Source organism: Tsukamurella hominis (assembly GCF_965137015.1).
In the GTDB taxonomy this organism is placed as follows: domain Bacteria; phylum Actinomycetota; class Actinomycetes; order Mycobacteriales; family Mycobacteriaceae; genus Tsukamurella; species Tsukamurella hominis.
Genome location: NZ_CBCRZG010000005.1, coordinates 176,138 through 197,086 on the forward strand (window position 1 = coordinate 176,138; position 20,949 = coordinate 197,086).

Annotated in this window: 22 protein-coding genes and 5 tRNA genes; 12 read left to right on the forward strand and 15 right to left on the reverse strand. The window is 70.0% G+C overall.

The features are described from left to right. Positions 1-66: 66 nt before the first annotated feature. From ACM9LD_RS09260 to ACM9LD_RS09310, 11 genes are all read right to left on the reverse strand, one after another. The gene (locus ACM9LD_RS09260) at positions 67-909 is read right to left on the reverse strand and encodes a hypothetical protein (protein WP_415676382.1); all 843 of its coding nucleotides are present in this window, start codon (positions 907-909) and stop codon (positions 67-69) included. 262 nt (positions 910-1,171) lie between these two features. Continuing rightward, entirely contained in the window at positions 1,172-2,767 is a 1,596-nt protein-coding gene (locus tag ACM9LD_RS09265; protein ID WP_415676383.1) for a serine/threonine-protein kinase, read from the reverse strand. Between the two features lie 9 nt (positions 2,768-2,776). Next, positions 2,777-3,805, reverse strand: coding sequence for an NUDIX hydrolase (locus tag ACM9LD_RS09270; RefSeq protein WP_415676499.1), 1,029 nt, complete (start codon positions 3,803-3,805; stop codon positions 2,777-2,779). Positions 3,806-3,819: 14 nt separating this feature from the next. Continuing rightward, entirely contained in the window at positions 3,820-4,944 is a 1,125-nt protein-coding gene (locus ACM9LD_RS09275; protein WP_415676384.1) for a glycosyltransferase family 4 protein, read from the reverse strand. Next, positions 4,944-5,864, reverse strand: a complete 921-nt coding sequence (locus ACM9LD_RS09280) for a phosphatidylinositol mannoside acyltransferase (RefSeq protein ID WP_415676500.1) — start codon at positions 5,862-5,864, stop codon at positions 4,944-4,946. The genes ACM9LD_RS09275 and ACM9LD_RS09280 overlap by 1 nt, the downstream gene beginning before the upstream one ends. Further along, entirely contained in the window at positions 5,864-6,523 is a 660-nt protein-coding gene (pgsA, locus tag ACM9LD_RS09285; RefSeq protein ID WP_224644966.1) for a phosphatidylinositol phosphate synthase, read from the reverse strand. Before pgsA ends, ACM9LD_RS09280 begins: the two co-directional genes overlap by 1 nt. 2 nt (positions 6,524-6,525) lie before the next feature. Beyond that, positions 6,526-7,086: an HIT family protein gene (locus ACM9LD_RS09290; RefSeq protein WP_068525168.1), complete on the reverse strand. Its 561-nt coding sequence runs from the start codon at positions 7,084-7,086 to the stop codon at positions 6,526-6,528. A gap of 33 nt (positions 7,087-7,119) precedes the next feature. Next, positions 7,120-9,117, reverse strand: coding sequence for a threonine--tRNA ligase (gene thrS, locus ACM9LD_RS09295; RefSeq protein WP_415676501.1), 1,998 nt, complete (start codon positions 9,115-9,117; stop codon positions 7,120-7,122). Positions 9,118-9,267: 150 nt separating this feature from the next. Beyond that, complete coding sequence (locus ACM9LD_RS09300; RefSeq protein WP_415676385.1) at positions 9,268-9,780, reverse strand: (2Fe-2S)-binding protein; 513 nt, start codon at positions 9,778-9,780, stop codon at positions 9,268-9,270. Next, a complete protein-coding gene (locus ACM9LD_RS09305; RefSeq protein ID WP_415676386.1) occupies positions 9,777-10,199 on the reverse strand; it encodes a TIGR02611 family protein in 423 nt (140 codons plus the stop codon). The genes ACM9LD_RS09300 and ACM9LD_RS09305 overlap by 4 nt, the downstream gene beginning before the upstream one ends. 18 nt (positions 10,200-10,217) lie before the next feature. Further along, positions 10,218-10,931 carry a hypothetical protein gene (locus tag ACM9LD_RS09310; RefSeq protein ID WP_415676387.1) on the reverse strand — a complete coding sequence of 238 codons (714 nt, stop codon included), beginning with the start codon at positions 10,929-10,931 and terminating at the stop codon, positions 10,218-10,220. Positions 10,932-11,371: 440 nt separating this feature from the next. On the opposite strand from ACM9LD_RS09310, the gene ACM9LD_RS09315 reads away from it, so the two are divergent. Further along, the gene (locus ACM9LD_RS09315; RefSeq protein WP_415676388.1) at positions 11,372-12,784 is read left to right on the forward strand and encodes a beta strand repeat-containing protein; all 1,413 of its coding nucleotides are present in this window, start codon (positions 11,372-11,374) and stop codon (positions 12,782-12,784) included. A 69-nt stretch (positions 12,785-12,853) separates the two neighbouring features. Then, a complete protein-coding gene (locus ACM9LD_RS09320; RefSeq protein ID WP_415676389.1) occupies positions 12,854-13,195 on the forward strand; it encodes a DUF1801 domain-containing protein in 342 nt (113 codons plus the stop codon). A 19-nt stretch (positions 13,196-13,214) separates the two neighbouring features. Here the strand turns inward: ACM9LD_RS09320 and ACM9LD_RS09325 are convergent, their stop codons facing one another. Next, the gene (locus ACM9LD_RS09325; protein WP_415676390.1) at positions 13,215-13,652 is read right to left on the reverse strand and encodes a VOC family protein; all 438 of its coding nucleotides are present in this window, start codon (positions 13,650-13,652) and stop codon (positions 13,215-13,217) included. A 342-nt stretch (positions 13,653-13,994) separates the two neighbouring features. Then, the gene (locus tag ACM9LD_RS09330) at positions 13,995-14,426 is read right to left on the reverse strand and encodes a PaaI family thioesterase (protein ID WP_415676391.1); all 432 of its coding nucleotides are present in this window, start codon (positions 14,424-14,426) and stop codon (positions 13,995-13,997) included. 191 nt (positions 14,427-14,617) lie between these two features. Between ACM9LD_RS09330 and ACM9LD_RS09335 the strand changes: the two genes are divergently transcribed. After that, on the forward strand, positions 14,618-15,310 hold the full coding sequence (locus ACM9LD_RS09335; RefSeq protein WP_415676502.1) for a GntR family transcriptional regulator: 693 nt from the start codon (positions 14,618-14,620) through the stop codon (positions 15,308-15,310). A 266-nt stretch (positions 15,311-15,576) separates the two neighbouring features. Here the strand turns inward: ACM9LD_RS09335 and ACM9LD_RS09340 are convergent. Further along, positions 15,577-15,648: transfer RNA gene (locus ACM9LD_RS09340), tRNA-Val, on the reverse strand. Between the two features lie 260 nt (positions 15,649-15,908). On the opposite strand from ACM9LD_RS09340, the gene ACM9LD_RS09345 reads away from it, so the two are divergent. The 3 genes from ACM9LD_RS09345 to ACM9LD_RS09355 all read left to right on the forward strand — a co-directional run bounded on the left by ACM9LD_RS09345 (position 15,909) and on the right by ACM9LD_RS09355 (position 16,196). Beyond that, a tRNA-Gly gene (locus ACM9LD_RS09345) sits at positions 15,909-15,981 on the forward strand. Between the two features lie 17 nt (positions 15,982-15,998). After that, positions 15,999-16,072 (forward strand) — tRNA-Cys (locus ACM9LD_RS09350). Between the two features lie 49 nt (positions 16,073-16,121). Beyond that, positions 16,122-16,196, forward strand: a tRNA-Val gene (locus ACM9LD_RS09355). Positions 16,197-16,265: 69 nt separating this feature from the next. Here the strand turns inward: ACM9LD_RS09355 and ACM9LD_RS09360 are convergent. Next, positions 16,266-16,703, reverse strand: coding sequence for a hypothetical protein (locus tag ACM9LD_RS09360; protein ID WP_415676392.1), 438 nt, complete (start codon positions 16,701-16,703; stop codon positions 16,266-16,268). A 485-nt stretch (positions 16,704-17,188) separates the two neighbouring features. On the opposite strand from ACM9LD_RS09360, the gene ACM9LD_RS09365 reads away from it, so the two are divergent. From ACM9LD_RS09365 to yidC, 6 genes are all read left to right on the forward strand, one after another. Then, positions 17,189-17,422, forward strand: a complete 234-nt coding sequence (locus ACM9LD_RS09365; RefSeq protein WP_224645685.1) for a hypothetical protein — start codon at positions 17,189-17,191, stop codon at positions 17,420-17,422. 91 nt (positions 17,423-17,513) lie between these two features. Then, positions 17,514-18,422 carry an acetoacetate decarboxylase family protein gene (locus tag ACM9LD_RS09370; RefSeq protein WP_415676393.1) on the forward strand — a complete coding sequence of 303 codons (909 nt, stop codon included), beginning with the start codon at positions 17,514-17,516 and terminating at the stop codon, positions 18,420-18,422. A gap of 50 nt (positions 18,423-18,472) precedes the next feature. Then, a complete protein-coding gene (locus ACM9LD_RS09375; protein ID WP_415676503.1) occupies positions 18,473-19,444 on the forward strand; it encodes an NAD(P)H-quinone oxidoreductase in 972 nt (323 codons plus the stop codon). A gap of 64 nt (positions 19,445-19,508) precedes the next feature. After that, a tRNA-Gly gene (locus ACM9LD_RS09380) sits at positions 19,509-19,581 on the forward strand. A gap of 62 nt (positions 19,582-19,643) precedes the next feature. Then, positions 19,644-19,961, forward strand: coding sequence for a DUF6412 domain-containing protein (locus tag ACM9LD_RS09385; protein WP_415676394.1), 318 nt, complete (start codon positions 19,644-19,646; stop codon positions 19,959-19,961). A 95-nt stretch (positions 19,962-20,056) separates the two neighbouring features. Then, a complete protein-coding gene (gene yidC / locus ACM9LD_RS09390) occupies positions 20,057-20,917 on the forward strand; it encodes a membrane protein insertase YidC (protein WP_415676395.1) in 861 nt (286 codons plus the stop codon). The last annotated feature ends 32 nt before the right edge of the window (positions 20,918-20,949 follow it).

Genomic DNA, 20,949 nt, shown 5'->3' on the forward strand with positions numbered 1-20,949 from the left:
TTGCCCCCCTAAGCACTACCAACGCCGATCCGCGTTTCCCGCGGGGAGTTCTCACTCGTCACCGGGTTACAACCCACGCGCGGGTGAAGACGTCCCGCGGGAGGAGCTGTCGAGTAGCAGCCCGTGAGGACGGAGGGCATCGCGAAGCCTGGTCCGGAGGCGGTCCGGCTCCGTGCAATCCTTCCACCCCCAGTGCGTAGGCCACAGACAGCGCTCCATGAGAAGGGTGTCGCGCTTCAGTCGGGCGTCGGCGTCGAAGCCCTTCTTCCGCTTGTCCGCCCCGTCGAACTCCCCGACCACGACCTCCCCGAACAGGAAGTCCACCCGGGCCTCGAGCGCGCCGGCGCGATTGAAGAACTCCCGCTGGAGGTCCGGGCGGGGAATCTCCGGCCAGGTGAGCATGAGGGCACGACTCCGCGACTCGCCGACGGACTCCGACCTCCCGTCCGCCTCCGGCATCGCCGACCGAAGCATGGCGATACCGCGCCGCCGGCCGAGCCGATCCGTCGCCGCATGCAGCTCGTCGAGGGCCACGCCCATCCGCAGCGCAGCGTCCAGGGCACAGACCGCCTGCTCGAAGGTGCCTGCCAGCGCCAAATCCAGTGCGGTCCGGGCCACCGTCGTCACCGCGAGACCGTCGACGACCGTGGTGTCCTCCCCGTCGAGCCGACGAATGTGCACGCGACGTCGCCCGTCCCTGCCTCCTCCTCGCCGACCATCGCGGGTGAATTCGACGGTGCGCCAATCTAACGTCAGAACCTCCATGCCGTGCACTGCGGCAGCCGCGGCATGGCTCAGGACCAGGCCGGCGGCGGAGCGTTCCGCCGCGGACCTCGCGGACAGCGCGAGTTCCACCCAGGGCTCGAGCTTCGTCCCCTGGTGATAGCTACCCCGCCAGACGCGGGTCATTCGTCCGTCGTCAACCCACCGGCGGATCTGGCGATCGGTCGACCCCGTCGCCAGCATCTCGAGCCTGTGCTTGCGTAGAACCGAGTCTCCATCGGACACGGATGCACCCCTGCCCCGGTGCCCCCACGCCGACCCGACCATCGTCCCCGACGGGTGCTCCGCGCGGGCGGGTTCGGCGACGCCCGAGTCTCCCGCGAGGGTTGTTAACCGGAGCGGTGGTTGCAACCCGATGATCGGTGGAAAGTCCCCGCGGGAGCGCGCGTCAGCGCGACCAGACGGAGCGGGCGGGCTCCGAGGAGACGGCGCGGCCGTCGCCGCGGGTGATCACCAGGCCGCCGGAACTCACGGTGTAAATGGTGTCGTCCTTGTCCTTGCCCTTGGCGTCGCGGTTGATCGCGCGGAAGCCGCCGGCGCCGTTGCGGGTCGCGGTGAGCGTGATGCCGCTGTTGTCCCCGGAGATCTGCGCGCCGCGGTAGGTGAACTCACCGGCGGAACCGCAGATCACGACCCGGGAGCCGCCGCCGTTGGCTTTCGACGTGAGGAGCGCCAGCTGCAGGGTCTCGCCGCCCGCACACCGCGCCGGGCTCCCGACGAAACCGTAGGCGTCCGTGCCCGGGACCGTCGGCGCCGAAGCCGATTCCGATGCCCCCGTCGGCGCCGACGTGGGTTGCGCAGACGTCTCCGCCGGCGCGGTAGTGCCCGACGGGACAGGCGTGCCCGTCGGATCGGCCGACGCGGCCTCCCCATCCCGGCCGAATGCCAGGTAGCCGACGGCCAGGAGCGCGATCACCAGCACCGCCACCAGGGCCGCTAAGGCCCACACGCGGCCGTTGCGCGCCGGAGCCGTCCCTGCGCCCGGGCCACCGACGGCCGTCGACGCGGGCACCGGCGTCCCCGCGAGCCCCTGGGCCGGCACGGGAGGCGCGGCGTGCGTGTACACCGGAGGCGGAGTGGGCGGCGGGGTCGGCCGGATCACGGTGGGCCCGGCCCCCACGTGCGGCGCCGGCGCCGGCGCCGAAGACGGAGCGGTCAGCGCGGCCCGGAACGCCCGGGCGAACGCGGCGTTGTCGGGGAACCGGTCGCGCGGCTGCTTGGCCAGCGCCCGTTCGAAGACGCGGGCGAGCCCGGGCGGGATGCCCGCCGCCCTCGTCGCGGGGTCGGGCACCGGCGCCTGCAGGTGCGCCATCAGCATGGAGCTCGGCGAGCCGGGGCCGTACGGCGGCGTGCCGGTGAGCAGTTCGAACGCAGCGCAGGCGAGCGAGTACTCGTCGGCCCGGTTGTCGAGGGGGTTGCCCTCGATCACCTCGGGCGCGAGGTAGGCCATCGTCCCGACCGCGACGCCGGTCTCGGTGAGGGAGCTCGCGTCGTCGGTCGCCTTGGCGATGCCGAAGTCGACCAGTTTCACGGCGACGGGCCGCCCCGGCCGCACGGGCGCGAGCAGGATGTTGCCGGGTTTGACGTCGCGGTGGGTCAGGCGGCGCTCGCTCCACGCCCAGTCCAACGCACTGCCGACCTGCTCGATCACGTCGGCGACCATCGCGGGCGGCAGCGGGCCGCGCGTCCGCAGGTACTGCGCCGCGTCCTCGCCCTCGACGTACTCCATGGCGAGCCACAGCCGTCCGTCGTACTCGCCGCGGTCGTGGATCATGACGATGTTCGGGTGCCGCAGGCCCGCCAGGATGTCGGCCTCGCGGAGGAACCGCGCGGCGAAGCTCGGGTCGTCACCCAGCTGAGGTCCGAGCAGTTTCAGCGCGTCCTGGCGCGGCAGCCGCGGGTGCTGGACGAGGAAGACCTCCCCCATGCCGCCGGCACCGAGGCGGCGCACCACCCGGTATCCGGAGATCTCCTTCGGTTGCATCGCGCCTCCTTATTCGATCGCGACCGGCTCGCCCGGCACCTCCCCGGACGCGAACGCGTTCTGCACGTCAGGGATGAGGTCGGCGAGCGTCGCGGGGTAGACGGGGTCCGCGAGCACGCGGATCTCGTCGGGGGTGCACCAGCGCATCTCGTCGAGGGTCCGGCGCTCGAGGTCGGTCCAGCCCGACGGTGCCGGATCGAACCGCTCGCACTCGACGGCGAAGAAGTACTCGACGGAGTCGATCACGTCACCGTCGAAGGAGAAGACCGCCTCGCGGCGGAAGAGCGGGCCGACGAACGCCGAGGGCGCGAGCACGCGGCCCGTCTCCTCCCGCAGCTCGCGGGCGGCGGCGGCGCGCAGATCCTCGCCGCGCTCGACTCCCCCGCCCACGGTGAACCACCAGTGGCCGGCGGGACGCGTCCCCTCCGGGACGGGCTCGTGACCGCGAACGACGAGCACGGCACCGTCGGGGTCCACGACGATGACCCGCGCGGAGACGCGACGCTCGTCGTTCGCGGCGAGCAGGGCCGCCGGGAGGATCCCGCCGCGGTCGACGATGTCGAAGTACTGGGGCATGGGTGCCGTGCCGCCGAGGTACAGCCAGCGCACGAACCGGCGGCCGCGCAGGGCCCGGGTGTCGCGGACGGCGTCGTTGTGGAAGCGGCGGGCCATGGTCACACGGGTGTCGGCGTCCGCGATCTCGGCGACGAGCGATCGCGGCAGGGTCTCGATGTCAATGGCGCCGATCGCGGCGGAGAGCCGGTTCTCCATCGGCATCCGGTCCTCGGGAGCGGCGTTCTCGGCGCGGTCGGCGGCGGCGCGCAGCGCCTGCCCCTGCTCGGGCGGCAGCGTCGCAGCGACCGCCCGGGCGACGGCGGACCGTCGGGCGAGGGCGGCGTCGAGCGCGGCGAGCGAGAGGTCGACCCGCACGTGCAACCGGTCCAGACGGTGCGCGGTCTGGTACGCCAGGGCCGCGACGATCAGCACGGCCATCACGATCAGGCCGATGACGAGCACGGTGGTGGCGGTCAGATTCAGCACTGCGGCCCCCTTCAGTCGTCGATCGACACGACCACGCCGGGCACGGCGACGGTCTCGTACACGCGGATGACCTGCTCGGCCACGACGGACCAGTCGAACCTCCACACCACCTCGGAGGCGTGGGTGACCAGCTCGGCGCGCCGGAAGTCGTCGTCCAGCAGCTCGACGATCGCGCGGCCCAGAGCCGCACCGTCGCCCACCGGGAACAGGCGGCCGGCCTCGCCCCCGTCGAGGACGCGCTCAAAGGCGTTGAGGTCGCTCGCGACCACGGCGGTCCCGGCCGCCATGGCCTCGACGAGGACGATGCCGAAGCTCTCGCCGCCGAGGTTGGGCGCGACGTAGATGTCGGCGGAGCGGAGCGCGGCGGCCTTCTCCTCATCGGTGACCGCGCCCATGAGCCGCAGATGCTTCGCGTACGGGCCGGCCTCCCGCAAAAGCTTCTCCTCGTCGCCGCGGCCGATCACCAGCACCTCGACGTCGGGTTGCGCCGCCACGATGGCCGGCAGCGCCTCGAGGAAGACGGCCATCCCCTTGCGCGGCTCGTCGTACCGGCCGAGGAACAGCACCGTCTTGCCCGGCCGGGGGTAGCCGGGCAGGGGGCCTCCGTCGGCGAAGGCGCGCACGTCGACGCCGTTGGGGATCTCGATGGCGTCGGAGCCGAGCGACTCCATCTGCCAGCGACGGGCCAGTTCGGAGACCGCGATCTTGCCGCGGATCTTCTCGTGCGACGGGCGCAGGACGCTCTGGAAGACCGAGAGCACCAGCGACTTCTCGGTGGAGGTGTGGAAGGTCGCGACGATCGGCCCGTCGGCGATCGCGAGCGCGAGCATGCCGAGACTCGGCGCGTTCGGCTCGTGCACGTGGAGGACGTCGAACTCGCCCTTGCGGATCCACTTCCGCAGCCGGCCGAAGGCCTTGGGCCCGAAGGACAGCCGGGAGACGGAGCCGTTGTACGGGATCGCGACGGCCTTGCCGGACGAGACGGCGAAGTCGGGCAGCACCGTCTCCTTCGACGACGGGGTGAGCACCGAGACCTCGTGGCCGCGCTCGATGAGCACGCGGGCCAGGTCCACGACGTGCGCCTGCACCCCGCCCGCCACGTCGAAGGAGTACGGGCAGATCATCCCGATCCGCATCAGCCCACCTCGGGCCCCGTGTCGGTGCCGAGGATCCGGTCGCGCCGCGCCTGCGACCAGTCGGCCTCCCACAGGGGCTGGAGCATGTGCCAGTCGGCGGGGTGCTCGGCGATGTTGCGCTCGAAGGCGTGCGCGAGATTCTGCGTGGCGCTCTCGATGCCACCGGAGACGTCGATGGGGGCCTCGGCCTTGAACCCCCAGGCGTCGCCCTCGAACCAGCAGTGCACCGGCAGCAGCGGCGCGCCGGTGTCGATGGCGAGCTTCGCGGGGCCCGCGGGCATCCGGGTGCGCTCACCGAAGAACGTGACGGGGACGCCGTGCCGCGCGAGGTCCCGCTCGCCCAGCAGGCAGATCGGGCGGCCCTCCCGCAGGCGCTGCGCCAGCGCCTGCATCGGTGGCTGCTCGCCACCGGAGAGGGGGAAGATCTCGAACCCCAGCGATTCGCGGTACTCGACGAACCTCCGGAACAGCGACTCGGGCTTGAGCCGCTCGGCGACGGTGGCGAACCGCCCGTACTTCTGCGCCAGCCACACCCCGGCCATGTCCCAGTTCCCGCTGTGCGGCAGCGCGAGCACCGCGCCGGTGCCCGCGTCCATCGCCTCGTGCAGGCTCGGCACGTCCACGTACTGGTCGAGTCGCGCGCCGAGCTCGACCAGGTCCATCGACGGCAGCCGGAAGGACTCTCGCCAGTACCGCGCGTACGACCGCGAGGACTCCTCGATCAGGCTCTGCGGCACCGCGTCCGGGGTCGTGCCGAGCACGCGGGCGAGGTTCTTGCGCAGCTGCGTGTTCTCCCCCCGGGCACCGATCCGCCCGCCCACGTCGTCGATGAGGAACTTGGCGGCGAACTCGGGCATGCGCTTGGTCACGGCCCAGCCGGTGCGGTAGGCGAGGTCGGCGACCTCCTCGCGCGGGTCGATCACGCCTGGTCCTCCTCGTGCTGCGCGGCCGCCTGCGGCAGGGGCAGCAGGTCGGTGGCGCCGGGCGAGCGGCGCACCGTCAGGGCCCGCTGGAGCACGGTGACGATGCTGGTCACGGCGAGCAGCCACATCGCGACGTGGATCGCCCACCAGAGCCCCAGGCCGGTGAAGCCGGCGCCCACGAGCACGATGATGAGGCGCTCCGGGCGCTCGATCCAGCCACCGTCGCCCTTGAGGCCCGACGCCTCGGCCCGGGCCTTGGCGTAGCTGATCACCTGCGAGGTGACCAGGCAGATCAGCGTGGCGATCAGCAGGTTGTAGCGGTTGTCCTCGGTGAACACGGCCCACCAGGCCAGGCCGGCGAAGATCGCACCGTCGGCCACGCGGTCGCAGGTGGCGTCGAGCCAGGCCCCGAACCGGGTGCCGCCGCCTCGCACCCTGGCCATGGCACCGTCGAGCATGTCGAACATCACGAAGAACCAGATGATCAACGTGCCGACGAACAGGTGGTCCGTCGGGAAGAGCCACAGGGCCGCGGTCACGGAGCAGGCGGTGCCGAAGAGCGTCACGGCGTCCGGCGTCAACCCGGTCCGGATCAGCACCTTCGCGATCGGGTGGGTGACCTTGGAGACCGCCTCACGACTGAAGATCGACGACACTCCTAGACCTCCTCCCAGGCCTTGGCCATCAGCGCCCGGGTCTGTCCGAGGAGCTGCGGCATCACCTTAGTGCCCGAGAGCACCGTGATGTAGTTCGCATCGCCGGGCCAGCGCGGCACGATGTGCTGGTGCAGGTGTTCGGCGATCGAACCGCCACCCGACCGGCCCAGGTTGAAGCCCACGTTGAACGCCGCGGGCCGCGAGATCCGCTTGATCACACGGATGGTCTTCTGGGTGAGTTTGATCAGCTCGAAGGCCTCGTCGTCGGTCAGGTCCTCCAGCTCGGCCACCTGCCGGTACGGCACCACCATGCAGTGGCCCGGGTTGTACGGGAACAGGTTGAGCACCACGTAGCAGTGCTCACCCCGGGCCACGATGAGCCCGTCCTCGTCGGCGAGCTTGGGGATCTCGAGGAAGGCGGTGCTGCCCTCCGGGACGGGAGGGGAATCGACGAGGTAGCGCATCCGGTACGGCGTCCAGAGCCGCTCGATGCTCTCGTCACCGTCGCCGACCCCGAAGTCGGTGTGCGCGCCGCGCGCGTCGCCGTCCGTGGCGTCCGTCATCGATTCCTCTCCCCTGTCGTCCCTGCGTCCCGGTCAGGCGATGCCGACGGTGGCCTCCGCCGGGCCCAGCAGCTCGGCGGTCGGGGACTCGTTGCGGCGCGAGTGGACCCAGTGGACGATCCGCTGCACCGCATCGTCGACGGGCACCTGGTTGACCTGGGTGCCGTCGCGGAAGCGGAAGCTGACCGCGCCGGCGTCGCGGTCGGTCTCGCCCGCGAGCAGCATGAACGGCACCTTCTGCGTGGTGTGGTTGCGGATCTTCTTCTGCATCCGGTCGTCGCTGTGGTCGACCTCGGCGCGGATCCCGTGCTTCTTGAGTTCGCGGATCACCGTCTCGAGGTGGTCCCCGAACTGCTCGGCAACGGGGATGCCGACCACCTGCTGGGGCGCCAGCCACGCGGGGAAGGCGCCAGCGTAGTGCTCGGTGAGCACACCGAAGAAGCGCTCGATCGAACCGAACAGCGCGCGGTGGATCATCACGGGGCGCTGCTTCGTGCCGTCGGGCGCGGTGTACTCGAGCTCGAACCGCTCGGGCAGATTGAAGTCCAGCTGGATGGTGGACATCTGCCACGTGCGGCCCAGCGCGTCCTTCGCCTGGACGGAGATCTTCGGGCCGTAGAAGGCCGCGCCGCCCGGGTCGGGGACCAGGTCGAGGCCCGAGGCCTCGGCGACCTGCTGCAGAGTCTTGGTCGCCTCCTCCCACACCTCGTCGGAGCCCACGTACTTCTCCGGATCCTTGGTGGAGAGCTCGAGGTAGAAGTCGTCGAGGCCGTAGTCCTTGAGGAGCGAGAGCACGAACTCGAGGGTCGTGGTCAGCTCCTCGTGCATCTGCTCCTTGGTGCAGTAGATGTGGGCGTCGTCCTGCGTCATGCCGCGGACGCGGGTCAGGCCGTGGATCACGCCGGACTTCTCGTACCGGTACACGGAGCCGAACTCGAAGAGCCGCAGCGGAAGCTCGCGGTACGAGCGCCCTCGGGCGTCGAAGATCAGGTTGTGCATCGGGCAGTTCATCGGCTTGACGTAGTAGTCCTGGCCGGGCTTGGTGACGTTGCCCTCGTCGTCGTACTCGGCGTCGAGGTGCATGGCCGGGAACATCCCGTCCTTGTACCAATCCAGGTGGCCCGAGACCTCGTAGAGCGTGCTCTTGGTGAGGTGCGGGGTGTTGACGAAGTCGTAGCCGGCGTCGATGTGCCGCTGCCGCGAGTACTCCTCCAGCTCCTTGCGGATGATGCCGCCCTTGGGGTGGAAGACCGGCAGGCCGGAGCCCAACTCGTCCGGGAAGCTGAACAGGTCCAGCTCGGCGCCGAGCTTGCGGTGGTCGCGCTTCTCCGCCTCGGCGAGCAGCTCGAGGTACTCGTCCATCGCCTCGGGCGACTCCCACGCGGTGCCGTAGACGCGCTGAAGGTCCGCGTTGTTCTGGTCGCCGCGCCAGTACGCGGCGGAGCTGCGGGTGAGCTTGACCGCGGGGATGTACTTGGTGGTGGGCACGTGCGGGCCGCGGCACAGGTCGCCCCAGATCCGCTCGCCGGTGCGGGGATTGAGGTTGTCGTAGGCGGTGAGCTCGGCGCCGCCGACCTCCATGACCTCGCTGTCGTCGGCCGCGCCCTTGTCGTCGATGAGCTCGAGCTTGTAGGGCTCGTTCGCCAGCTCGGCGCGGGCCTCGTCCTTGCTCGCGTAGACGCGGCGGCTGAACTTCTGCCCGGCCTTGATGATCTGCTTCATCTTCTTCTCGAGGCTCTTGAGGTCCTCGGGAGTGAAGGGCTCGGCGACGTCGAAGTCGTAGTAGAAGCCGTCCTTGATCGGCGGGCCGATGCCCAGCTTGGTGCCGGGGAAACCGTCCTGCACGGCCTGCGCGAGGACGTGCGCCGCCGAGTGGCGGATCACGCTGCGCCCGTCCTCCGTGTTCGCCGCGACGGCCTCGACCTCGGTGTCGGTCTCGGGGATCCAGCTCAGGTCCTTGAGGGTGCCGTCCGTGGTCTTGACGACGACGACGGCCTCGGGGCCCTTGTTCGGGAGGTCCAGATCGCGCATGGCTGCCCCGGCGGCGATTCCTGCCGGGACGACGAAGGTGGTGCTCACAGTGCTCCTAGTCATGTAGCGGGCGGCATACCTGGCCGCGCGCGGTTGTCAGTGGGTCCGATCCTATCGGTCACCGCCGACGTGACGCGTCCGAGGCGACGCTCAGGCGAGCCGCGCGCGGCGCTCGTCCGGTGTCTGCCGGGGGCAGCTGAGACACTTCGCCATGCCGGGGCACAGGTAGAGCAGGCAGCACGAGCCCCGCCGGACGACGGTGCCGCGCGCTGGCACCTCCTCGAACCGAGCGGGAGGGGCGTCGGGGCCGCAGGCGCGCAGCAGGCCGTCGGCGACGGTCCGCGGATCCGCCGTATCGAGCGATGCGGAGGCGATCGAGTCGGTCGCGATGGCCCAGAGGGACCGCTGCGAGGCGCCCGACTCGCGGGCGATCTCGGGGATCAGGCGGCGGCAGGCGCGCGCGAGACCGCCGCCGGGGTCGTCCGACGGTGCCGTCTCCCCCACCTCGGGCCAGCCTCCGGGCCCGGAACGGACGACCGCCGACCCGGCGTCCCGGCCGGCGACGGCCACGCGGGCGAGCGCTCCCGACAGGGCGTACCAGTACAGGACTCCGGCGACGCGGTCGTCGGGGGCGGCGACCGAACGCCGGAGTTCCGCGATCACCCGAAGATCGGGCTGGCGAGCCAGGGCCAGTGGATGCCGAACCAGCCGCCGATCATGGCGGCCGCACCCAGCAGCCACACGGTGGCCAGCACGATGAGGCAGGTGCCGATCCCGAAGGCCCCCTTGACGACGATGTTCTGCCGGGAGAGCCACGCGGCGAAGCGGTCGTAGCGTTCGCGGGCGAACCGCAGAAGCCGGTGCGCCCACTCGAATTCCGTGGCGAGAATGCCGAGCCCGGCGAAGACGATCAGCCAGCCCGGTCCCGGGTACGGGATCGCGATGATGCCGGCGATGAGCACGAGGCCGCCGATGACGCCGACGCACACCCGCCACGCGAGTGCGCCGTGCCGCGACGCCTTGATCTTCGCGCGCCACGCGCGCGGACCGGTCCGCCGCGACTCCTCCTGCTGGTCATGCATGGTTCCACGGTACCGGCGTCAGCCGGCGACCTCCTCGAGCAGCGGGAGTGCGACCGCGTCCGCGACCACCGGCGCGACGGCCTGCAGCTCGGCGTCGAGGATCTGCACCGCCACGCCGAAAGCCTTCGCGACGGCGCCGACATCGCGAGATCCGGTCTCGGTGGCTCGGATCCGATCGCGGTCCGCGGGCTCGAGGTATCCGGGCGGGGCGCCGGTGCGGGCGCCCGCGAGGGCGATGAGGGCATCCCGCAGCCCGTCGAGGGCGAGCGCCGCGGACGGCCCGTCGCCGCGGAGCAGCGCGGTGCGGGTGTGCAGGGCGGCGAGCCACGCGGGCCCCACCAGATCCGGCGCTCCGAGGGCATCGGCGGCAGGAGTCCCGACAGGGCCGAAGACCTGATGGAACGGCACACCCGGCCGCGGCCCGAACCGAGCCGCGGGCACGATCGCGATCCGCGCGGTGAGCAGGTCCGGGAGCAGGTAGACGAGGCCGGCCGCGTCCGCGGTGTGATGGATCGCACCGAAATCGCGGTACATCTGCTCGCTCCACCGATCACGGAGGTCATCGGTCGCGAGATCCGGTGCGGCGGCGAACATCAGGTCTATGCCGGTCCACGCGTCGAGCGCGCCCGTCGCGGCGGAGCCCACGACGGCCCCCGCGGTGACCCCCTCGGTCGCCTGACCTGCGGCGATGAGTCGATTTCCGACATCCTGTCGTTGCATCGCGGTGAACATGACGTTCACGATAGCGGGCTGATCACGGTCACGCGAAACAGCGGCGGAGACTCGCACATCCGCTTGTGCGAATGCGGTCTTTAGTGCCGCTATACGTACATTGATTGCGCTTGCGATCGCCATTCATGGCACCTTCCGGCGGTTACGAATACACCGATTGCCCAGCGGCGTTCGATCGCAAAAGAGTGGAACGGGTTCTGTTAGAACTCTTGGCATTTCGCTACTGCGTAGTAGCTGAAATCGCCTTGAACGAATAGCTTCGAAAGCTATTGGGAAACCGTGGAAATACTGATAACTTCAGAACTCCCAGGAGATGCACAGGCGCCGCTTCAGGCACTCACACCGAGCGCAGACGCCTCTATTTTCTGCTGGGTCCACATCCCTACCGACCGGCGCGCTCGATCGAGCGTGCCGAACCTTCATGAACCGGAGGTCCTCCCATGTCCCCTACCTCTCCCAAGCATGCCCGGAAGACGGTGCGCCGCAGCGCCGTTGCTGCCACGGCCGTCGCGGCCGCCGCAACGCTGACCGTCGCCACCCCGGCGACCGCGAACGCCGCACCCACCGGTAATCCGCAGGTCGACGCGATCCTCGCTGCCGCCCCGCTCCTCCCCGGCGGCATTCCGCTGGCGACGATCCCGATCATCGCGCCGCAGATCAACCAGGGCGTCGCCGCCTGGAACCAGATCCCCGTTCTCAGCGGCCTGATTCCGGTGAGCAACACGTCGGGCCCCATCGTCTCGACCGCTCAGGTGCCGGGCGCCCCGGCGGGTTGGCTCGGCCTCGGCCAGCAGGACACCTTCACCGTCGGTGCGCCGCTGGGCCTCGGCGGCCTCACCAGCACCACGTACGGACTCGTCGGCCTCGGCCCCGGGCTCGGAGTCGGCAGCGTCGGCGGCAATATCACCAACATCAACGGCCCGCTGGGCAGCTCGCTGGGCCTGAACACCTCGCTCAGCGCCATCACCGCGGGCGGTCTCACCACGTGGACGCCGTCCCTCGGCCTCAACGCCACCGCGCCGCTGGGCCTCGGCAGCGCGTCCGCGACCATCGTGCCGGTCAAGGTGACCTACGGTTCCAACACCTTCATCGTGGGTCTCCCCGCCATCAACCTGGGTCTCACCACTCCCCTGGGCGGCGGCAACCTCGTTCTGAACCTCGGCAGCATCGGGTTCCAGAACGGCCAGCTCGTTCTCGTCACCCCGAGCATCTCCGGCGCGATCACCACTCCGCTCGGCGGCGGCACCGTCGGCGTGACGCCGGGCACGATCACCGTCGGAACCGGCGGGCTCACCGTCGACGCACCGGATCTCACCGCCACCGCCAATGTGCTGAACACCGTGACTGCCAACGTCGCCGTCAACGGTGGCGGCGGCAGCATCACCCCGGCCGGCGTCTCGGTCACCGGGCCGTCGGGAACCGGCAGCGTCTCGACGCCGGTCGGCAGCGGCACCGTCGCGGCCAGCACGGGCAGCGCCTCGGCGGGCTCGAACGGCGTCTCGGTGACCGGCCCCGCCGCGAGCGGCTCGGTCACCACCCCTGTCGGGGTCAGCGGCGGAGCCGCCGTTTCGACGGGTTCGGCCACCGTCGCAACGAACGGCGATACCACCGTGACCGGCCCCAAGGCCACGGGCAACGTCACCACGCCCGCCGGCAGCGCGAGCGGCCACGTGGAGACCGGCAGCGCGACGGTGAGCCCGAGCACAGGCTCGGCGTCGGTGACCGGCCCGTCGGGCGGTGTCGAGACGAGCACGGCCGCGGGCAACCACGGCGTCGAGGCCGACACCGGCTCGGCCACGGCGAGCTCCAGCGGCGTCAGCGTCACCGACACCCCCTCGGTGGACGTGCACTGATACCGGCATGACGACCGCGCGGCGGCCGGGGCGTTCACGCCCCGGCCGCCGTCGGCGTACCTTTCGATCATGACCACCGACTGGCGAGAGCGCACCGTCGAGCAGATCCGCAGCCTGATCCTGGAGGCCGAGCCGGACACCGTCGAAGAAGTGAAGTGGCGCAAGCCGTCCAACCCCGACGGCGTGCCGACGTTCTCGCTCGGCGGCCTGCTGTGCACCGTCGAGACCTACAAGGACAAGGTCAAGGTGACCTTCGCCAAGGGGGCCTCGATCGACGATCCCGCGGGGCTGTTCAACGCGAGCCTCACGGCCGGCACCCGCCGAGCCGTCGACATCACGGAGTCCGACGTGCTCGACGAGAACGCCTTCCGCGATCTGATCACTCGCGCAGGGGCGCTGAACCGGTCCTGACCCACGGATCGGCGCACCACTACGTCTTCTGGATCTCCTCGGCGAGCATGACGATGATGCCGCTCGGACCGCGGACGTACGTGAGCTTGTAGATGTCCTCGTAGACGCCGACGCCACGCAGCGGGTGGCAGCCGTGCTTGGCCGCGATCGCCAGGGCCTCGTCCAGATCGTCGACCGAGAACGCGACACGGTGCATGCCGATCTCGTTGGGCAGCGTCGGCTCCGTCTCGATCGCGTCCGGGTGGATGTACTCGAACAGCTCGATCCGCCCCTGGCCGTCCGGGGTCTGCAGCATGGCGATCTTGGCGTGGTTCCCGTCGAGGCCGACGGCGGTGTCCGTCCACTCTCCGCTGACCGTCTGGCGACCGATCACCGTGAGTCCGAGATCGGTGAAGAACGCGATCGTCGCTTCCAAGTCGCGCACCGCGATCGCGACGTTCTCGAGTTTGATGGCCATGTTTCCGAGGCTATCGATCGTCGGCGCCCACCGCAGGTGACATGGCAAGCTCACCAGGATGGATGTCGAGCACCGACTCAGCGGGTCGCGAACTGCGCTCGTCGCCGGGTTCGCGACAGAGCGTGCGTCGACTCGACTGCGAGGAGCGCGCTGTCCCGGGGCCTCGACGTCGTCCTCGTATCGGACTGCCACACGACGACGATCGACCGTGGAACGGATCCGGTAGCGGCTCCGGATGTGATCGCGCACTACAACGAGACCTTCGCCCGTCTCGACTACCCCGGGCGCTCGATCGTCGTCGTCCCCGCTGAGCGGATGCGGTTCACCTCGTAGGGCGACCAATCACCGCAGGGTGCGGATGACGCTCGTCGCGGTGGCCGTCGCCACTGTCGTTCCCTGGGCATCGACGAGATGTCCTTCGAGGAAGGCGATCTCCCGTCCCCTCTTCACGACCCGCCCGTGGCCGACGAACGTGCCGGGCAGTGCCGGCGCCAGGTACTGCACCGTCAGGGACACCGTCGGCGCGAACTGATCCGGCGCCAGCGTCGCGACCAGGGCCGGCCCCAGGGTGTCGTCGAGCATCGCGGCGACGAAGCCTCCCTGGATCGACCCCACGGGGTTGGTGAAGCGCTCGTCGAGCGCGAACCCGATCTCCAATGTCCCCTCGTCCGGATCGACCGCCCGGAACGTCCACCCCATGAGCGCCGCCGCCGGTGACGGCGGGGTCTTTCCGTTGATCGCGTCCCAGAGAACGCCCTGCCGGTCGAATGTCATGCGGTCACCGTCTCACGACGGTGCGACAAGTTGCTCCCGGCAATGATCCGTCCCGGCCCGGGAGCGGTGCGGCACCAATATCGCCCCTACGCCCGTCCGCTCCGGCCACCGTGGCCTGCGTCGCGATATTATCTTTTAAGTTTCACGGTCGATGGCGACAGTAGCGACAGTAGGAGGCTGGTGTGGCCCCGATGAACGACATCCCCACGCGCGGGCGTCCGAAGCGGCGCCAGCTGCCCGACGAGGTGGCCAGCTACGTACGCGAGCAGATCATGTCCGGGATCATGCGGCCCGGCGACTTCCTCCGGATGGAACCGATCGCCGAGGCGGTTGGGGTCTCCATCACGCCGGTGCGCGAGGGGTTGCTGACGCTGCGCAGCGAAGGTTTCGTCACTCTCGTTCCGCGCCGCGGTTTCCAGGTGGCGAAGTTCACCCGGCAGGACGTGCGCGACCTGTTCTGGGCACAGAGCCGTATGGCAGGAGAACTCGCTGCCCGCACCGCGAAGAAGGCGACCCCTGAGCTCGTGGACAGGCTCAGGGAGATCGATGCCGCAACGATGGAGGCCGCGGCCGCCGGCGACACTGAGAGAGTGGCCGATCTGAGCCATTCCTTCCACCGGGAGATCAACGTGGCGGCGGACTCCGACCGGCTCGCGCGAGTCCTCGCCGGGGTGGTCAATCACCTGCCGAGCCAGTTCTACGCCTCCATCGAGGCGCACGTCGCGGCTGCTCGTACGCAACACCGTGACATTCTCGACGCTGTGGAGGCGAGGGACGCGAAGAGTGCACGCAAAGTCATGGAGGCGCACCTCGTGGACAGCGCCGACCACGTGATCGCGATGCTCGAGAAGTCCGGGCTCTGGGCCGAGGCGAGCCCCGCCTGACCCGACCCCACAGCTTCCCGGAGTTCGTCGCCGTCCGCGTCCACCAGCGCGTCCTGCAGCGCGACGTCGGGGCCCCGTGTTCGCAGATGTGCACGCACGGCCCGGCTCGATCGCCGGCAGCGCCCCGGCGCCATCGCCAGGTGCCGGCGAGGAGGTCCACCCCGACTTCGCGAAGGAAGTGCGCAGGCCGGCGCTCGTCGGTGGTCACAAGCGGGTCACTCTCACCCGAAACGAGAAAAACCGCCTGTCACCAGGCGGTTTCTCGGTGGTCCTAGCTGGGATCGAACCAGCGACCTTCCCCGTGTGAAGGGGACGCTCTCCCACTGAGCCATAGGACCGAACTCGTGTGCGTCTCCGTGTTACCAGGGAGGCGAACGAGAGAGAACACTAACACGACGGGTGAGCGAAAGGGTAATCGGGTATCCCACCTGCGACTACTGTCCGAACGCGTAAGTCGACGCTGTTCCGGGGTGCGCCCCACCACGCCGACTGCGCACGAAACACTGGGTGACCAGGCGATTTGGCAGAGCGCTCGATGTTCACGTAGTGTTCTCTCTCGCACCGGAAAGGCGCTTCAAGAGCGCCGGTCCGGACGAATGCGGATGTAGCGCAGTTGGTAGCGCATCACCTTGCCAAGGTGAGGGTCGCGGGTTCGAATCCCGTCATCCGCTCGAAGTGGGCTTACCGTGGCGGTGTGGCCGAGTGGTGAGGCAACGGCCTGCAAAGCCGTGCACACGGGTTCGATTCCCGTCGCCGCCTCCAACACGCTCAGCCACTCCGCAACGGAGCGGCTGAGCACCACTTCATGCAAGCGCGATTAGCTCAGTGGGAGAGCGCTTCCCTGACACGGAAGAGGTCACTGGTTCAATCCCAGTATCGCGCACCACCAAGAAACCCCCTGTTCGCAGGGGGTTTCTTGCGTTGTCCGGACCTCTTACCACCGCCTGACACCGAGTCAGCCCGTGACGGGCAGCCCGTGGCACGAGCACCGGGCAGTCGGCGCCGCTGTCGAGTCAGCAGATTCTTTGGATCCTGCAGCACCCTCCACGCCCTCGGGCTCGGGCTCGGGCTCGGGACGAGCCTGCACCGCGACAGGCTCCGCGGCAGGCTCTGGGGCGCTCGCATCTGCATCCGCCCGCCCGGCATCCGGGGCGACGGTCGAATCCACCCCCTTCGACGAGCTCGAGGTGCGCCAACCCGCGAGGATGTGAGCGCTGTACAGCAGGACCCCGACCAGGCCCGCCACCACGCCGAGGGCGCACAGCCCTATCGTCACCTCGACCGGGATCGCGTCGATGAACCCGGTGGCGATCGCCGCGACGATCAGCGCAATGCACGCCCCGTTCCAGCGCAGGGCTCGATCAGGTGTACGCGAGGGGATTCGAGTCGACACGGGCACTCCCACCGGTCACTCAGTGCACGACGGGCCGAGCTGCTGCAGCCCCTGGAACGACGTTCGATCTGATCGACACCATCTCCGGCCGGACATGATGCGCACCGCCATCCTAGCCGGTTAGCCCCACCATGACACCCGAGCTTGCACACCCTGAGCGCGAACCAGCCTGCGCCGCAGCACTATCGATCGTTCCGCCCAGCGGACCGGGCGCAGCATACCTTTGCGATCACACGATCATCGCCACGAAACACCTTGCGCTACAACCGCACGTGACCACCGCACGACGCGCAGCTCTACGGCGGGATGCAACCCCGCGCAACCCCGGGAAAACGGCCTGCCGCCCCTCGCGCGAGTGGATATTCAGCAGCGGCGACCCGTCGGGTCGTGAAAGAGGTTGAGGGAGAATGCAAATGCGAACACCGGACCAAAGCGACGAAACGCCCCGACGTCCCCGCAATCCCCGTCGCGCGCGCACGGGCGCCGTGGCGGCACCCAAGTGGGACACGTGGGCCCGCCCCGCCGGCTTCCCGAGCATCCAGGCGGCGCTGATCTGGGCGGCCCGCCAGTCGGTCGGCGGATCCGACCCGATCCGGCTCCTCGCCACTCGACTCGGGGTGCCGTACCGAGTCCTGCTGTCCGCCGACGTGGTCCAGCGATTCCTCCATTCGAGCGCCCTCGCCGACGCCCGACGCAATCTCGGACACCCCAGGAAGTAGCCGGGCACACCCGCCTTGTTGACACTGCTTACATCGCGCCATACCCTCGTATGTAAGCACCGCACACATCAACGAGGCGAGGATCGCTCACATGACCGCAGCAGCAACCGACGGCGTCCAGGTCGACCTGGGCGGGCGCACCGTCACCGTCCCCAAAGACGGTCTCTACGACCGGTACCGGATGGACACCCCACTCGACGAGGTCGCCGCCGACCCGCGCGTCCCGGGCGTCGACTTCTTCCGCACGCTCCCCAAAACGCGGGTCGACTCCCCCATCGGCGCCACCCGCACGCCGAACTTCTACTACGCGATGTCCTCCGCGCGCCTCACCATGCTCGCCCCGACCCGCGCCATCCGCCGCCGGCTCCCCGAGGAGCTGGCCCCGCTGGAGGTCGCGCCCGGCCTGGGCCTCGCATCGGTCGTCTTCTTCCGCTACGACGTGTGCGACATCGACTTCTACACCGAGGCCGCCGTCGGGGTCGCGGTCCGACCTGCCCGCCACGGCGGCCCGGGGATCGCGGATCTCGCGTCCGCCCTCGGCGGCGACCACCTGCACTCCTACGTCCTCTCGCTCCCCGTCAACACCGAGATCGCGCAGGTTCGCGGGCACGACGGCTACGGCTTCCCCAAGTGGGTCACCGAGCTCGACGTCGACATCACGGCCGAGAACGCCTCGGCCCGGGTCGCCAACGCCGACGGTGGCGTCGACGTCGCCTTCGCGGCCCGCACCCCGCGACAGAAGGGGCACCCGAGCGGCGCGAAGGTCTCGACCCTCACGTCGTACACGCGGCGCGAGGGAGCCTGGTTCTCGACGCTGAACCAGACGAACGTGCTCGCGAGCGGGACCTCGCTGTTTCCGCGCGGATTCGATCTCACGCTCGGCGAGGGCCGGATGTCCGACGACCTGCGTTCGCTCAACCCCATCCGCGCCGTCCAGCTCGACGTGAACACTGGAGCACAGGCGGCCCTGCACATGCCCGTCCCGATCTCCGTCCGCTGACCGTCGCACCCGACCGAAAGGCTCCCGACATGACCTCCACCCCCACGACCATGCGCGCGATCGTCGTCGACGACGAGAAGAACCTCGTCGTCGACGAGATCCCCACCCCGGTCCCGGCCGCCGGCGAGGTCCTCGTCCGCATCGAGGCCGCCGGGATCAACCGCGCTGACCTGATGCAGCGCCAGGGCCTCTACCCGCCGCCGCCCGGCATCACCGACGTCATGGGCATGGAGGTCTCGGGCACCGTCGTCGCGCTGGGCCCCGAGGTCGACGGCCCCGCCGTGGGCGACGAGGTGTGCGCACTGATGGCCGGCGGCGGCTACGCCGAGTACGCCGTCGTGCCGGCCGCGCAGTTGCTGCCCGTCCCCGCCGGCATCTCGCTCATCGACGCGGCCGCACTGCCGGAGGTCGCGAGCACCGTGTGGTCCACGATCGTCATGGACGCCGGCCTCCAGGCGGGCGATCTCCTGCTCGTGCACGGCGGCGGCAGCGGCATCGGCACCCACGCGATCCAGGTGGCGAAGGCGCTCGGTGCACGGGTGGCCGTCACGGTCGGCTCGGAGGGCAAGGCGCAACGCTGCCGGGAACTCGGCGCCGACATCGTGATCAACTACCGCGAGCACGACTTCGCGGCCGAGCTCGCCGGCCAGGTCGATGTGATCCTCGACATCATGGGCGGCAGCTACCTCCCGCGGAACATCGACGCGCTGGGCGTCGGCGGGCGCCTCGTGATCATCGGGATGCAGGGCGGCTTCACCGGCGAGGTGAACGTCGGCGCGCTCATCGGCAAGCGGGCCCGCATCATCGGGCTCAACGTGCGGAACCGGCCGCTGACCGGGCCCGGATCCAAGGCGGAGATCGTCGCCGCAGTGGCGGCGGACGAGTGGCCGTTCGTCGAGCGCGGCCTCATCGCGCCGGTGATCTCCGCGCGCCTGCCCCTCGCCGATGCCGAGCAGGGACAGGCCCTCCTCGAATCGAAGGACTCCGTCGGCAAGGTCCTGCTCCTGCCGCGGGAAGCCTGACGCCACCAGCCGATTCGCGCCCGGGCGCAACCTTCGTGTAACTTGTTGCTCGCCCGATGGGCACGCGGATGTAGCGCAGTTGGTAGCGCATCACCTTGCCAAGGTGAGGGTCGCGGGTTCGAATCCCGTCATCCGCTCAAGGAGCCCCGGCCGCGTACGCGGCCGGGGCTTCAGCCATTTCTCCCGTACTGTGGCTGGCATGACCGCCGACCTGCTGAGGAGACTCCCCCGCTGGGGCGACCTCTCCGCGCCGTGGATCGCGGTGGTCGCGCTGTTCGTCGCCGGCGTCGCCCTGTCCGACGGTGCCGCCGCCCTCGTCGGCATCGCCCTCGCGATCGCTGTCGCCGCGCTCTGTCGTGCGGCCGCGGGCCGGGACGAGCGCGCCCCGTCGGGCCCGAGAACCGGACGCGAACCGGACCAACGACTCCGCGGCGCCTATCGCCGCAGCTCCATGCCCAACGGGGCCGGGCGGCCCCGTCGACCACGAGCACCCGGCTTCGCCGCCTCCGCGGCGTAGCCCTTCCCTCCCGGCACACGCCGCACACGCAGATCCCCTTCCTCTGCGCGTCGCGGTCACTCGCGCGCGTACCTGCCTGTGAGGTGCTTCTTCTCATGCTCGATGTCGTCTATTACCCGATCTCCGCCGTCCTCTGGGCCTGGCACCGCGTCTTCGGCGCGGTCCTCGGCGCGGACAGCGGCCTCGCCTGGGCACTGTCCGTGATCTTCCTGGTCTTCACCGTCCGCGCGCTGCTGCTGTGGCCCGGCATCGTCTCCGCGCGGACCGGGCGCCGCCTGCAGAAGCTGCGCCCGCAGCTCGATGCGCTGCGCCGCAACCACGGGAAGGACAACCGGAAGCTGGCCCTGGAGACGCAGAAGCTCCAGCGCGAGCACGGGGTACGCCCGCTAGTCGGCTGCCTCCCCGCGCTGGTGCAGATCCCCGTCTTCTTCGGCCTGTACCACGTGCTCCGCTCGTTCAACCGCACCGGAACCGGGCTCGGCCAGCTCGGTCTCACGCCGGAGCAGAACGCGACCACCGCGAATTACCTCTTCTCCGCGCACGACGTCCAGTCGTTCCTCAGTGCCCGCCTGTTCGGGGCGCCCATCTCGGTGTCCATGTCGAGCTCCGACACCGTGCTCGCCTCGTTCGCGCAGTTCGGCGGCGTGCCGAGCGTCGCCTCGATCGCCGCCGTCGCCATCCCGCTGATGCTCATCGCGTGCCTCGCCACGCACGTCAACGCCCGCTTCTCACTGAGCCACCAGGTCACCGATCCGGGGAACGCGCTGCAGGCCGACGTCATGCGCAAGCTCCTGCTGTGGGTGATGCCGGTGGGCAGCATCGTCGCCGGGCCGGTGCTACCGGTCGCGATCCTGCTGTACTGGGTGGCCAACAACCTGTGGACCTACGGCCAACAGCATCTGACGCATCGCGTGTTGGAAAGGGACGAGTCGCGCGCGGCGCGCGCAGTAGCGTGAGGGCGGGGGCATCCGACCAGCACAGGAGCGAC